The sequence below is a fragment of the Thermodesulfobacteriota bacterium genome, from assembly GCA_036397855.1.
Classification (GTDB): domain Bacteria; phylum Desulfobacterota_D; class UBA1144; order Nemesobacterales; family CSP1-2; genus DASWID01.
This window is the reverse complement of sequence record DASWID010000122.1, coordinates 22,368-36,692: the sequence shown is the minus strand read 5'-3', so window position 1 is coordinate 36,692 and position 14,325 is coordinate 22,368. Positions and strand designations below refer to the sequence as shown.

Sequence of the window (14,325 nt, the reverse complement as noted above, 5' to 3'; positions counted from 1 at the left end):
GAGTAACTTTCAATGATACTTGAAACTCATTTAAAAACCAAGCATCATATTAACTTAAAAGTAGATACATTAGGGGAATTATAGATTGAGCAAGGTTGAAGTTTACACAACTACTTACTGTCCATATTGTCGGGCGGCAGAGGCGCTTCTTGACAAAAAGAAGGTCGACTATAAAAAAATCGATGTTACGCATGACCATGAATTGAAAAGGCGAGTAATGGAACAGTTTAGTTGGAGAACAGTACCGATCATCATAATAGACGATAAAGTTATTGGCGGATACGATCAACTCGCTGCGCTTGAAAGGACAAGTAAACTGGACAAAATCCTCAATCATGTCACGGAGAAATAATGTGAAGACACCCAGAAGGGGCGTCTCTATCGCGCTATCAAAATCCGGGACATACAATTAAATATTTTGACTCATCATAAACTCTAATTTACCTTGAATCCCATGAAAGTGAGAACCAGATTTGCTCCAAGCCCTACTGGCTCCCTGCATATTGGGGGCGCCAGAACAGCAATATTCAACTGGCTATTTGCAAGGCACTTCGGGGGTAAATTTATTCTCAGGATTGAGGACACCGATCGCAGCCGTTCAACGGAAGAATCCATTACTGAGATACTGGATGCTATGTCATGGCTAGGTCTGGACTGGGATGAAGGTCCGTACAGACAGTCGGATAGAATTGCTATTTATCAAGACCACGCTCAAAAACTGATAGAGAGTGGAAATGCATATAGATGCTATTGTACCGCTGAAGATATTGAGTCGAGAAGAAAAGAAGCTCAAAAGCAGGGAAGGATTTATAGATATGAAGGCACCTGTAGAAAACTAAGATCCCATCCTGAAAACAAACCTTACGCCATTCGACTCATGACACCCGACTGGGGCTCAATAGAGGTGGATGACCTTATAAGGGGAACGATAATCTTCGACGCCAAAGAAATTGACGACTTTATAATCCAAAAAACCGATGGGTTCCCGACGTATAACTTTGCGGTAGTAGTTGATGATGCTGAGATGGAGATATCTCATATAATCAGAGGAGACGATCATCTACCAAACACACCTAAGCAGGTTTTAATATATGGAGCTTTCTCGTATGATGTCCCGAAAATTGCCCATGTATCCACAATACTGGGTTCAGATAAAGCAAAGCTTAGCAAAAGGCACGGCGCTACCTCGGTGATAGCGTACAGAGAAAGCGGTTACCTGCCGGAGGCCTTAATAAATTATCTCGCCCGCTTGGGTTGGTCCTATGGGGATCAGGAGATCTTCTCTAAGGATGAATTGATTGAGAAATTCACCCTTGACAATGTCGGCAAATCTCCCGCGGTATTCAACCCGGAAAAGCTTATTTGGTTGAACGGCTGGTACATAAGGAATAAACCAGCCAGTGAGGTCGCAGAACTTGTAATTCCGCTACTTCAGGATAAGGGGTTCCGAGTAAAAATGGATTCCAAATTAATAAAGATAGTCGAGAATCTTAGGGAAAGAGCGAAGACACTCGTAGACATAGTAAACTCAGCAGATTATTTTTTCAACGATGAAATTAAATTCGACGATAAGGCAAAAAATAGATTTCTGACCACAGAATCGCTGCCAATATTTGAAAAGCTCATAAATAGGCTATCCAAACTAGATGAATTTACTATCGAACAATTACAAAGGATTTTTCAAGAAATAATTGATGAAAGCGGGCTCAAACTTGTAAACGTCGCTCAACCTACGAGGGTAGCACTAACAGGTGGTGCGGTAAGCCCAGGGATTTTTGAGGTCATGGAAATACTCGGAAAGGACAAAGTTATCGAAAGATTAAAGAAGGCAGTCGCACATATCTCAAGTGCCTAAAGCCGTAACGGAAAACCTTAGTTTTCGATTTAAGAACCCCCTATCCACCTCGCCCATTTTATTTTATTGTTCTCCAATATGTTTACCAGGTTCTCATCAGCCGTCCAGAACTCACAGCCTTCGTGTTCTGCAAGGGCTAGATAAAATGAATCATAAGCAGTCGGCAGTCCTAATCGCTCAGATATGGCCCATCCCATTTCAACTAATTCTGGTTGATATATCAATTCAATGTTTCCGCTCCTGATTTGATTCAGAGCTGAAAACCCTTCCTTCAGTGTAATGACTTGCCTATGCACTTTATTTCTCAAAGCGGAGGCTATTTCATAGATAAAAAGTGTCGGTGCAACTAGAGAAACCCCTTCAAGCAGCCAATTGCGAAGGACTTCTTGCGCCCTGTTTGTATATATTTCAGGCAATACCCACTTGAGAGCTAGGCTTGCATCAATACAGACTTTGTCCATGAACTATTAACTAATCGTCCTCACGTGTCTAAGATCCCGAATGGTTTCAGTTGAATCCTCTAATAAGGAACTATGGTGTCTTTCCTTTATTTCTCTACATAACCTCTGACACCCGTCAAACCAATCTAGGGTTTTCTTTGATCTATTTACTTCATCTATAGGACTGATGATTCTCTTTAAATCATCAGAAGAGATACGTACGACTCTACCTATTTTATACGCCTTAAGTTTTCCTTCTCTAATATGCCGTCTCACAGTAGCCTTACTAATCTTGAGTCGTTTCGACACTTCATCTATGGTTAACAGATCTTCCATTGCCGTCCCATGTGTTAAACTTTATTTTAATATTCATAAGTATGGATAGATACACATAATAGGTCAATACTTTACTTGCAAAGCTAGGAAGTCTCGTCGATCTCAACTACAATTTTTGAGATGGCTTTCGCATCATCTTTTGACCTAACCTCGTACCCCTTAAACTCATCACTTACGGTATCGTAGACAACGAATGTCGAGGGAATGTCCTTTTTGTTCACCCCGTCGTATCCCATTATAGCTCCAGGATTAATCAAAAGGGTTTTATTAACATGTTGAACTCTATAAATATGGTTATGGCCAAAGCACACCACATCATAATCTCCCGACTCAGCAATTGATCTTGCAATATTTGGATAATGATTTACTGCAAGACGCTTTCCACCTAGCTTGAGCTCTGCAAATTCACCATGAATTATTACGCGGCCACCATACTTAATTGCGTTGTTGGTGATGCGGTATTGATCGCCATCATTATTTCCGAACACTATATGGATTTGCTTTGGAAAGCCATCGGCCATCAAGTCCACTATGAACGGGGAGCACAAATCCCCGCAGCAAATGAGAGCGTCAGCACCCTGAATTTTTTCGACTGCAGCTCCCAAATTCCACACATTGTCGTGAATGTCTGAAATGATTGCAATTTTCATATTCTTCACTTCTAATTAAACATGACATTTACACCATATTTATTTACCCACATTACTGCAATGGTACTTCAAGAATGCCGTGGATATTTTTGGTGATTCAAATTAACTACATGCTTAAGATTCTACTATATTATACATATTGAGCCTTCACCTCAATTAATAGAATATCAACCCTAATGCGCTATTTATAATGGGCTAACACTTCAAATCTAGAGACTTCATTGTCTAACTTATGTCAAATTATCTTTATTTGAAACAAACTAATACGCAAATTAGAATACCCTAGAGATGAAGATAATAGGACTTACTGGAAATATCGCATCTGGAAAGACCGAGGTAGCAAATATTTTTAAACAACTAGGGGCAAAGGTAATTGACGCCGACAAGATTGCAAGGGAAGTCGTGGAACCCGGCGAGATTGCCTGGAAAGAGATCATAGAAGAATTCGGAAACAATATCTTAAATACCGATGGCTCAATTAATAGAAAAAAATTAGGGGAAATTGTCTTCAATGATGATACGAAGAGAGAGCAACTAAATCGGATCACCCACCCCAGGATAATGACAAAACTAAAAGAGTTAATCGATAAGTATAAGAAAGAAAATGGAAATCTGGTAATTGTTGAAGCGGCTCTCATAGTTGAAAAAGGAGGTCTGTTAAATCTTATTGATGAATTGATAGTAGTTGTCACTGATGAAGAAACTCAGGTTGAAAGAATAATGAAAAGAGACGGACTCCGAAGAGATGAAGCGCTCTCAAGAATAAAATCCCAGATGCCAATATCTGAAAAAACTAAACATGCAACACATGTTATCGATAACTCGGGGAGTTTAGGAGAAAGTAGAAAACAGGTTGAAGAAGTTTGGGAAAAAATAACAACTGAGTTGCCACAAAGACTCTAAGACACAAAGTTCGAATTCATAGAGTTAAAATGCAGAAGTCAGGAGTCAGAAGTATTTATTCTTCTGGATTCTGAATTCTGACTTCCAAATCTACGTTTTTAAAACTCATGTTCCTCCTTTGTGCCTTAGTGCCTTAGTGGCTAACTACGACTTTGATTAAGGGAATTTTTCTGGTATAGTTGATTCCGCTTTTTTGAGATGGAGAAGGGGTTTGGATTCTAATTATATCCCTAAAACTTACAAAATCTCAAACGTAAATTGTTTTCTGAATTTAAATGATAATTCTTACTACAACAGGCCCGACGAAACACAGTTCAACACCCAAATTGCTGTCTTCCTTACCCAAGTGTAATTTCCCCGATCCTATAGATCAGTGAAGGAGTAAAACATGAAGGATAAGATTGAAATTCTGGAGCATAAGGAAAAGGAAGCAGAACAGGGTGGAGGAAAAGCTAGAATCCAAAAGCAACACGAAATGGGGAAGCTCACAGCTAGAGAGAGAGTTAATCTTCTGCTCGATAAAGGCACATTTGTGGAACTAGACAAGTTTGTCGTTCATAGATGCACAGATTTCAATATGGATAAAAACAAAATACTTGGAGATGGTGTAATAACGGGGTACGGAAAGATAGATGGGCGACAGGTATTTGTATTTGCACAGGATTTTACTGTTTTTGGCGGATCTCTAGGAATGGTCTACGCAAACAAGATCGCAAAAATTATGGACCTTGCCACACAGGTCGGAGCCCCGGTAATCGGTTTAAACGATTCTGGTGGTGCAAGGATTCAGGAGGGTGTTGAAAGCCTTGCAGGCTACGCCCACATATTTTTAAGGAATGTACTCGCCTCGGGTGTTATTCCTCAAATCTCGGCCATAATGGGACCCTGCGCAGGTGGTGCTGTATACTCTCCAGCTATGACCGATTTTATAATTATGTCGAAAGACACCAGTTATATGTTCATAACCGGTCCCGACGTCATTAGAGCCGTCACCCATGAGGAGGTAACCAGAGAGGAACTTGGTGGCGCCATGGTTCATAATTCAACTAGCGGCGTAGCCCACTTTGCAGCACAGAACGATAAGGACTGTATTTTACTCATCAAGGAGCTACTAAGCTTCTTACCCTCCAACAACATGGAAGATTCACCAAGAATTTCAACAGACGATCCCATTGAACGACGTGAAATGAGCCTGAGGGGTATAGTCCCAGAAAATCCCAACAAACCCTACGATATCAAAGATGTTATCAGGCTTATCGTAGACCATGGTTATTTCTTCGAGGTTCAAGAACATTTTGCCCAAAATATAAATATCGGATTTGCTAGACTGGATGGCAGGGTTGTGGGAATTGTAGGCAACCAGCCAAATGTGCTCGCCGGATGTCTTGATATTAATGCGTCCGTGAAGGGTGGAAGGTTCGTGAGATTCTGTGATTGTTTTAACATTCCCATTCTTACCTTTGTTGACGTACCTGGATTTCTTCCCGGTACGGCCCAGGAATGGGGAGGTATTATCAAACACGGGGCTAAGCTTCTATATGCATATTGCGAAGCAACTGTACCAAGGGTCACCGTTATTACGAGAAAGGCCTATGGCGGCGCGTATGACGTCATGTCCTCCAAACATGTAAGGGCCGACATTAATTTTGCTTATCCCACCGCAGAGATAGCTGTAATGGGCCCGGAGGGAGCTGTGAACATAATCGCAAGGAAGGAAATAGAACAGGCCGAGGACCCTGAAGCGGAGAGAGTGAGACTTACCGAAGAGTATAGAGAAAGGTTCGCTAATCCTTATAGAGCTGCCGACCTTGGCTTTATCGATGAAGTTATCAGGCCCGAAGATACAAGACCAAGGGTGATAAGGGCGTTTGAGATGCTTGAAGCTAAAAGACAGACAAATCCACCAAAAAAACACGGAAATATTCCATTATAGTGAAAGTAGCCACCAAGACACTAAGGCACAAAGGAGTAATAGGAGTTTGAAAGTCAATTTTAGAAGTCAGAAGACGGTATCCAGAAGAAAAATTGCTTCTGACTCCTGACTTTTGTATTCTAATTCCTAAACTCTCGCTTCGTATCTCATCGTCTTAGTGGTCAAGGACTTATTGGAGAAGATAAATGTTCAATAAAATACTGATTTCCAATAGAGGGGAAATCGCAGTACGTATTATACGGGCTTGCAATGAGCTTGGAGTAAAAACGGTTGCAATCTATTCCGATGCAGATAGAACCTCACTCCATGTCGCACTAGCAGATGAAGCCTATCACGTAGGTCCTTCAGCACCCAGTGCGAGCTACCTAGTTAAGGAAAAAATAATAGAAATCGCAAAAACTTCAAAGGCCGAAGCCATTCATCCAGGATTCGGGTTTCTGGCCGAAAATGAGACCTTTGCAGAGATGTGTGAAAAAGAAGGGATTGTATTTATTGGCCCCTCATCAAAATCTATCCGACTAATGGGAGATAAAGTAACCGCTAGAAAAATTGCCCAGGAGACGGGTGTACCGCTAGCACCGGGATCTGAGGGTGCTGTGAGTGATGTGGAAGCAGGGGTAATAGCCAAGAAAATTGGTTATCCAATTATGATAAAAGCCTCGGCCGGTGGCGGTGGAAAGGGAATGAGGCTTGTTTTGAAGGAAGATGATTTCAAAAGCTCATTACGTATGGCCAGAAGCGAGGCCCGTTCATCATTCGGCGATGATTCAGTCTACATTGAAAAATTTGTCGAGCAACCGCGCCACGTTGAGATTCAGGTTATAGGTGACTTGCACGGAAACATACTACATTTGTTCGAACGAGAATGTTCCATACAAAGAAGGCATCAAAAGGTGATTGAAGAAACTCCTTCTCCAGCCATTAATGCTAAGACCAGAAAAAAGATGGGGGAAGTAGCAGTTAAAATCTCAGAGGCAGTTTCTTACCACGGAGCTGGAACTGTCGAATTTATATTGGATCAGAAGGGAAATTTCTATTTCCTAGAGATGAATACGAGAATACAGGTTGAACATCCAGTTACCGAAATGGTTACTGGATTCGACATCGTTAAATGGATGATAAGAATAGCCAACGGAGAGAAGCTGCCTTTTAAACAAAAGAACATCACAATGAAAGGGCATGCGATCGAGTGTAGAGTTTATGCCGAAGATCCTGAGATGAACTTCATACCTTCACCCGGCAAAATAGTCTATTTCAGGGCGCCGAATGGTCCGGGTATTAGGAATGACTCATCGATCTACAGTGGTTCTGAAATTACCCCATTTTACGATCCTATGATTTCAAAGCTCATAGTATGGGGTGAAACAAGAGAAGTCGCTATCAGCAAAATGATTTCTGCGCTAAAGGAATTTGTTGTTCTGGGCGTCAAGACAAACATCGGTTTTTTATTACGCGTGATGGCTAACAATGAATTTAAAGAGGGCACTATTGATACCGGTTTTATTGAGAGACATTCAGATACTCTTAAACCTACTTCACTTGATATAGAACCGGCTCTTGTTGCTGCGGCCATAGCCATGAGAGATGCTAGTCATGATATTGAAAAAACAAAATATAGGCCAGCTTCAAACTGGAAACTTTTCTCTAGAAAACTTGGTCTAACCCGGAATAATATGCTATGACCTACAACTTCAAATATAACGATCAAGTTTACAGGATCAGCTTAGAGGAAGACGAGAAAAAAACCCATTTTGAGTTCAATGGGAAGAAGGTACCTGTAGAGTATCAAAAGATTGATAACTATATTTATTCAATCATTTTAGAGGGAAAGTCTTTTTGCGTGGGAGTACGGAAAAATGGGAAAAAGGTTCACGTTTTTTTTGAAGGCGATCTCATTGAACTAGAGGCGATATCTGAAAGACAAAGGTCTAGTGCTGCTGTTTCTGACTCAGGAGCACAGGTAATAACATCACCCATGCCGAGCCGCGTTGTTAAAATACTTAAAAAGGTGGGAGACGATGTGCAGGCTGGTGAGGGTGTAATAGTTGTAGAAGCTATGAAAATGGAAAGCGAGCTTAAATCAAACATCGAAGGTAAAGTTACAGAGATAAAGGTTGAGGAAGGTGACGCGGTTGAAAGTGGGACCGCCCTGGTAACTTTATCTTCAGAGTAATTAACCTCTTAAATTTAAATCAGATCCAAAAGCAACCACCCGCAAATGTTACTTTTCCAAGTTTGGCGTCAGATGCGCTTGATTTATCGCCCTCAAAAGACAACACACTACCTACGTGAAATAGAAAAAAAGAGATTAGCAAAAACATTCTTAATTTTTTCATTGCAATCGTATTCATATTTTTAATTAAACTGAATATTACACGCAACTCATTAATATCATTAAATAACTTTTCATTCAAATTGTTTGACTACTTGGATTAAAGTTTTTTTAATAAAGACCTTTAAATTCAATTAATAGTGATTATTTTACGGTTTATAGGGGTAAATCATGAATAAAGAAAGTATCGACTATACAGCTACTCAAACGGCTGACGGTTTTTTAGTAGAGTTTCACGACTCAATAAAACCTTGTATAAGCATAACAGATAAAGATTTTCACGCGTTTGCCATGAGAATAAATGAAGGATTTTTCAATGCAAAAGAAATAACCTTCACAGAGAAGGAAGAAATTCTATTTAATCTATGGCAATTGCTCCTTATACCTGAAAACACAAAACATTGATCTAGATGCTAGATGAGCTACTCCTGCAGGATTTGTAATCCAAAAGCCCGAGAATCCTTCCATAAGCACTCTATCTAGTTTATTCGAGCGGTGTATCGTCTAAATTTGCCCATTCAGCCATGGATCCATCATACAACTTAGTTACTGGGTAACCCACCAGCTCAAGAGCGAAAGCAACAAGCGAAGCCCGAATACCCGATTGGCAGAGTGTAACATTCGTCTGATTCTTATTGATCCCGTACCCTTCCAATAATTCCTGAATCTCTTCGGCGGACCTGAAGCGACGAACTGCTTCAATATCGTTTGAGTTTTCGAGGAACCTGTTCCATTCCAATTGAACTGCTCCTGGTATATGACCGGCCCTTTTATTGCCACGGTCCTCCTTTCCGCCATATTCATCATCTGACCTGACGTCGAGGATCCTCCATTCTTGAGCCTTATAATGTTCCTTAATTTGTTCAAGCGTCGCGAGACGATCAGGATTCTTAGAAGGCGAGAACGTTTCTACCCTATCCGAAGCCTTGGAAGTTTTGAAAGATACGGGGAATCCAGATGATACCCATCCCTGCCAGCCGCCATTGAGAACTTTTGCATTTTCGTGACCGTAATACCTGAGAACCCACCATAGTCGAGCTGCCAAGAGAGAACCCCTGTCATCATAAAGAACGACAGATGTGTTTTCGCCAATACCCAGCTCAGCCATTAATCCCTTGAATTCGTCTGGCTCCTGTAGATGAAGGGTGATGTCACCACTGGCATCTTTCGCCTTTATGTATGGGTGTACGGGAAGTTGTAACGCCCCGGGTATATGAGCACGACTATAAGATCCCTTATCCATCGGACAGTCGACAATTACCAGGTTAGGGTCCCGTTTGTGTTGGTCGAGCCATTCGGGACTAACTAAGAGATCCACTTTGGCATAATCGATTTATTTTTCCCCCACATTCATTTTTGAAATACCGAAATACTACAGCCAATTTCTCCTGTATGCGCCATGTGGCAATATGATAAATTAAGATCCTGCCTTGATCAAAATTATTTTAGGTCAATTGTGTAGCATTGCAAGAGCTAACCGCATTTTTGTGTTATTGCATTCATGAGATAAGTAACCAGGAAGCGATTTTAGACTTCTCAATATAAACATTCTATTTGAACTTTAAATCATCCTTGCCCATACTTAATCAACCTAAATAATTATTAGACAGTTCAGACCGGAGGCTCTGCAACTTAAAACCGTAATGCGATCAAATTCTTCAGCTTTAATTTTAACGATACTTATTATTCTGGGGTGCGCGTCTGTCGCACAAAACGAGACCAGCAATATATGCCCTTCAAAAAAAGCACTAACCGACATATCGGGAAGTGGCGAAAGCAAAGCAGTAGCTATTGAAAACTTCAGAGATAATGCAAGAAATGCATGCTATGAATTATGTAAACAGAGTAGTTGCAATTCAGATGCTAAAGACGGCATCTGCAGTATTGACGACCCCAAGAGCAAATGTTGCTTTTTAGAAAAATGGACAAGCGAAAACGACCAGCCTCTTAGGGATGAAAAAGGTTTCTGGAATTTGGTTAATAAAGTGACTTGCGACTGTGGATGCAGTGAATGTAACGATAAGCATGCTAGGCTAGTATACGCCCAACCTCTTGAATCGGAAATAAAAAGTGATCGAATAGAAGCTGAGGAAGAGGCACTTGAATGGGCCAGGAACTGGTGTTCTGAGAATGAGTGCCGTAGGTTTAAGTGTCAAGAAGGGAAAAAGTGTGTGAGCACATCTGTTCATCCGGCACGTCAGCAGATAAAATCCCCCCCCGAGGATCGAAACAAATTTATTTCAACTTATGTAATTGAAAGCTGTGAATGCAGTTGTAAATAAGAACCTGAATGCCTTTTCTCTCAAACGTTCGTCATCTCGATAATCTTTGGGAAGAAACATCTTGTCAGTCTTTTTTTATTGGGCTATACCCTTTTCCCTTGAGTAGCTTAAGAATTTCCTCCTGATGTTCAAAGCTCCTGGTCTCAAGACATATTTCCACAATCGCTTCGCCAATCGGAAGATCCTTTGAATACCTGTCATGATAGATTTCTACTATATTAGCTTTTGCCTCGCCGAGAAGGGTGGTGAGCGTCCCCAGGGAACCCGGTACATCTGGCAATCCTAGTTCCAGTCTTAATAGTCTTCCATTTTTCAAAAGCCCTCTTTGAATAATTCTGGCTAGTAGATTAATATCAATATTTCCGCCGCTGATAATGATCGCAACATTCTTTTTACAAAAATCCTTTTTTCTTTTAAGGAGTCCGGCAAGCCCCACGGCGCCTGCACCCTCCACCACGATTCTCTTTCTCTCTGTTAATAGAAGGAGTGACTCTTCAATCCCATTTTCATCAACTGTTAGGACTTCATCAACATATTTTTGTGCTATTTCAAAGGTAATCTCACCTATCCTTTTTATGGCGATTCCATCGGCAATGGTCTGTGTTGAACCGGTTTCTACTATCCTTTTTTTCTTCATTGAAAGAAACATTGAAGGAGCCCCTTTTGATTGAACCCCAAATACCCTAATATTCGGATTCATCTTCTTTACGGCTATCGCAACACCAGCAATCAATCCACCCCCACCAACAGGAACAATAACCGACTCTACATTTTTAAAAGAATCGATAATTTCAAGTCCTACAGTACCCTGACCCGCTATAACCTCAGGATCATCAAACGGGTGAATGAAGACTTTCCCTGTTTCTCGCTCGAGTTTCCTAGCATAACCGAATGCATCGTCAAATGTATCACCAAAAAGAACTATTTCTCCCCCGTGATTCTTCACCGCTAACATTTTGTTGATCGCAGTACCTTCCGGCATAACCAGAGTCGATTTCATTCCAAGTAGCTTTGCTGCCAGTGCTACGCCCTGAGCATGGTTCCCCGCAGAGGCTGCGACAACCTCTTTTGTAATGTCCTTCAGTTTGTAGAGCTTATTGTAGGCCCCACGAATCTTGAATGAACCGGTTCTTTGAAGATTTTCAAGCTTCAAATAAACATTAGCGCCCGAAAGCTCACTCAGTGAATAGGAGTATACAAGTGGGGTTCTCAGGATTACATGTTCCAGTATCTTATCCGCTTCTTCAATATCTTCTAATGTAACCATTTCGAAATCGTGCTTAATAAATTCCCCTAATTCATTCTTAAAAAAGGCTGGGAGCGATACTTCAATTTTCGGTGGGAGTATATCAATTACTCCGATGTATCGAACCTCGACCAGTTATAGTTAAAATTAATCATGAACAATTGTTGCTATTAGTCGTCGAGTACATTAAGATTTTTGTTCTATCGATAAAGTTTCTTAATCGGAGAGTCCAATTAAAATTGCAGTCTTTGAAAATAAATCTGAAACCCATTGCTTTAGACTTATCGCAACTTTCCATCAGACAATAAATTATTCATATTCTAATATAAAATAAAAAAATGCAAAAAAATATCATTTTTACTCTTTTAGTTTTTCTTCTTCTGATAGGATGCAAAGGCGACCCTAATAATTCTTCGTCTGGGGATATTTCCGAGAAAGACACGTTAAGAATTAACATCGGTACGGAACCGCCGTCGCTTGACTGGTCTTTGGCTACAGACAGCACTTCTTATTTAATACTAAATAATATAATGGAAGGGCTAACGAGGTTTGGAGACGATTATAAGCCAGAACCGGCTCTGGCGGAAGGATGGGAGGTAAGTGATGACGGAAAAACATATACTTTCTATATCAGAAAAAACGTATTTTGGTCCGATGGGAAACCACTAAAAGCTGGGGACTTTGAATATTCATGGAAAAGAATTCTTGATCCAAAGACGGCAGGAGATTATGCATACTTTCTTTATGATATTGAAAATGCAGAGGAAGTTAACACCGGTAAGCTAGCCAATCTGGAAAAAGTCGGCGTCAAGGCAATCAACGACAATATTCTTGTGGTTAAGCTAAAGCACGCGGCAGCTTATTTCCCCAGTCTTTTAACCTTTATGTCTACCTTTCCAATGAGAAAAGATGTCGTTGAAAGGTATGGTTTGAAGTGGACCGAACCTGAAAATATTTTAACACTCGGTCCTTACTCACTTTCTTCTTGGCGTCATCATGATGCGATTTTGCTTACAAGAAACCCGAGATACTGGGGAGAAAAATCAACGGTTGAATTTGTAAATATGATAATGAATGAAAACCCAACGTCGGCGCTCGCCCTTTATGAAAGCGGGGAGCTGGATTACGTTGACGGAAGTGGCATTCCGGTTCTCGAGATCCCGAGGTTAAGACTTTTGCCTGATTTTTCGACACAACTTCAGTTTCGAGGAAACTACATAGCATTCAATGCCAAGAAACCCCCCTTCGATAATCCACTGGTGAGAAAAGCCTTCTCAGCCGCAATAGATAGAGGCAGTATAGTCAATCTCATACAGGGTGCGGGGATTCCAGCAACGTCCTGGATACCAAAGGGAATGCTTGGCTATGCCCCAAACATCGGTATAAAGTTCAATCCAGATCAGGCAAAAGCGTGGTTGTCGCAAGCTGGCTATCCGGATGGTAAGGGATTCCCTAAAGTTACCTTCCTATATCCGGATGTAACCAACAATCGAATTATAGCCGAAGCCCTTCAGAGCATGTGGAAAAAACACCTCGGTGTCGATGTGGAACTCTCAAATCAGGAATGGAAGGTCTATTTAAGCACAATTAATACTGATCCGCCAGAAATACACAGGGCCGGATGGGGTGCAGATTTCCCAGACCCACATAATTTTATGAATCTTTTTGAGTGCAACAGTGGAAATAATAGAACACAATGGTGCAATCATAAATACGACGAACTAGTGGAAAAGGCTGCACAAGAAACAGACGTTCAAAAAAGAAAAGCGCTTTATGATAAAGCTCAAGAAATTCTTACCGAAGAGGACGTGCCAATTGCTCCCTTCCTAATCTCAATTCAGCAGAGCATGGCTAAACCCTACGTTGCTGGTCTTAAACCGAATCCCCTTGGGATCATTCTTTTTAATAAGGTGCACTTCGTCGACCATAACAAGAAAACTGAATAACAAGGAATTGGTTAAGTGTAACTTAACCTCATTCCAATCATATAGAGGATATCATCGAGTGTTATAATTCCCGTCAGTTCACCCTTTTTATTAACGGTTGGAACCCTCCTAATACCGTGATCTTGCATTACTTTTACAAGGTCAGCAGCCCTTTGACTATCCTCCCCGGTAATAATGCTAGCTGTCATAACATCCTTTACTTTTGTCCTATTTAGATCTGCTTTCCTAGCGACAACTCGCACTGCTATGTCCCTATCAGTTAAAATCCCGACTGGCTTTTTATTCATTACCACCACAACGCACCCTACTCCATTTTTGTCCATAAGCTTGGCTGCTTTTACGACAGAATCATTAGGATTTGCAGTGATAACCCTCTTTTTTTTAATTTTTCTTATGTGCATA

The 14,325-nt window shown here is 40.9% G+C and carries 15 protein-coding genes; 9 read left to right on the top strand and 6 right to left on the bottom strand.

From position 1 onward, the window contains the following. The first annotated feature begins 85 nt into the window (after window positions 1–85). Together VGA95_09610 and gltX are read left to right on the top strand one after the other, a co-directional pair. Complete coding sequence (locus VGA95_09610; protein HEX9666795.1) at window positions 86–352, top strand: glutaredoxin domain-containing protein; 267 nt, start codon at window positions 86–88, stop codon at window positions 350–352. Between the two features lie 102 nt (window positions 353–454). After that, on the top strand, window positions 455–1,855 hold the full coding sequence (gene gltX, locus VGA95_09605; protein HEX9666794.1) for a glutamate--tRNA ligase: 1,401 nt from the start codon (window positions 455–457) through the stop codon (window positions 1,853–1,855). Window positions 1,856–1,884: 29 nt separating this feature from the next. On the opposite strand, the gene VGA95_09600 is transcribed toward gltX, so the two are convergent. From VGA95_09600 to VGA95_09590, 3 genes are all read right to left on the bottom strand, one after another. After that, entirely contained in the window at window positions 1,885–2,316 is a 432-nt protein-coding gene (locus VGA95_09600; GenBank protein HEX9666793.1) for a type II toxin-antitoxin system VapC family toxin, read from the bottom strand. 6 nt (window positions 2,317–2,322) lie between these two features. Next, on the bottom strand, window positions 2,323–2,631 hold the full coding sequence (locus VGA95_09595) for a helix-turn-helix domain-containing protein (GenBank protein ID HEX9666792.1): 309 nt from the start codon (window positions 2,629–2,631) through the stop codon (window positions 2,323–2,325). 83 nt (window positions 2,632–2,714) lie between these two features. After that, window positions 2,715–3,281 (bottom strand): YfcE family phosphodiesterase, encoded by a 567-nt coding sequence (locus tag VGA95_09590; protein HEX9666791.1) that lies wholly within the window; start codon window positions 3,279–3,281, stop codon window positions 2,715–2,717. 288 nt (window positions 3,282–3,569) lie between these two features. On the opposite strand from VGA95_09590, the gene coaE reads away from it, so the two are divergent. The 5 genes from coaE to VGA95_09565 all read left to right on the top strand — a co-directional run bounded on the left by coaE (window position 3,570) and on the right by VGA95_09565 (window position 8,854). Then, the gene (gene coaE / locus VGA95_09585) at window positions 3,570–4,184 is read left to right on the top strand and encodes a dephospho-CoA kinase (protein HEX9666790.1); all 615 of its coding nucleotides are present in this window, start codon (window positions 3,570–3,572) and stop codon (window positions 4,182–4,184) included. 388 nt (window positions 4,185–4,572) lie between these two features. Then, window positions 4,573–6,117, top strand: a complete 1,545-nt coding sequence (locus VGA95_09580; GenBank protein ID HEX9666789.1) for a carboxyl transferase domain-containing protein — start codon at window positions 4,573–4,575, stop codon at window positions 6,115–6,117. 185 nt (window positions 6,118–6,302) lie between these two features. After that, a complete protein-coding gene (gene accC / locus VGA95_09575; GenBank protein HEX9666788.1) occupies window positions 6,303–7,799 on the top strand; it encodes an acetyl-CoA carboxylase biotin carboxylase subunit in 1,497 nt (498 codons plus the stop codon). Continuing rightward, on the top strand, window positions 7,796–8,290 hold the full coding sequence (locus tag VGA95_09570) for a biotin/lipoyl-containing protein (GenBank protein ID HEX9666787.1): 495 nt from the start codon (window positions 7,796–7,798) through the stop codon (window positions 8,288–8,290). Before accC ends, VGA95_09570 begins: the two co-directional genes overlap by 4 nt. Before the next feature lie 330 nt (window positions 8,291–8,620). Next, on the top strand, window positions 8,621–8,854 hold the full coding sequence (locus VGA95_09565; protein ID HEX9666786.1) for a hypothetical protein: 234 nt from the start codon (window positions 8,621–8,623) through the stop codon (window positions 8,852–8,854). Window positions 8,855–8,933: 79 nt separating this feature from the next. Here VGA95_09565 and VGA95_09560 read toward each other — a convergent pair whose 3' ends face one another. After that, complete coding sequence (locus VGA95_09560) at window positions 8,934–9,767, bottom strand: sulfurtransferase (GenBank protein HEX9666785.1); 834 nt, start codon at window positions 9,765–9,767, stop codon at window positions 8,934–8,936. A gap of 325 nt (window positions 9,768–10,092) precedes the next feature. Between VGA95_09560 and VGA95_09555 the strand changes: the two genes are divergently transcribed. Further along, entirely contained in the window at window positions 10,093–10,731 is a 639-nt protein-coding gene (locus tag VGA95_09555; GenBank protein ID HEX9666784.1) for a hypothetical protein, read from the top strand. Between the two features lie 64 nt (window positions 10,732–10,795). Here the strand turns inward: VGA95_09555 and ilvA are convergent, their stop codons facing one another. After that, entirely contained in the window at window positions 10,796–11,998 is a 1,203-nt protein-coding gene (gene ilvA, locus VGA95_09550) for a threonine ammonia-lyase (protein HEX9666783.1), read from the bottom strand. A 317-nt stretch (window positions 11,999–12,315) separates the two neighbouring features. Here ilvA and VGA95_09545 point away from each other — a divergent pair, with 317 nt between their 5' ends. Continuing rightward, the gene (locus VGA95_09545) at window positions 12,316–13,923 is read left to right on the top strand and encodes a peptide ABC transporter substrate-binding protein (GenBank protein HEX9666782.1); all 1,608 of its coding nucleotides are present in this window, start codon (window positions 12,316–12,318) and stop codon (window positions 13,921–13,923) included. An 11-nt stretch (window positions 13,924–13,934) separates the two neighbouring features. Here VGA95_09545 and VGA95_09540 read toward each other — a convergent pair whose 3' ends face one another. After that, a complete protein-coding gene (locus tag VGA95_09540; GenBank protein HEX9666781.1) occupies window positions 13,935–14,324 on the bottom strand; it encodes a CBS domain-containing protein in 390 nt (129 codons plus the stop codon). Window position 14,325: the final 1 nt, after the last annotated feature.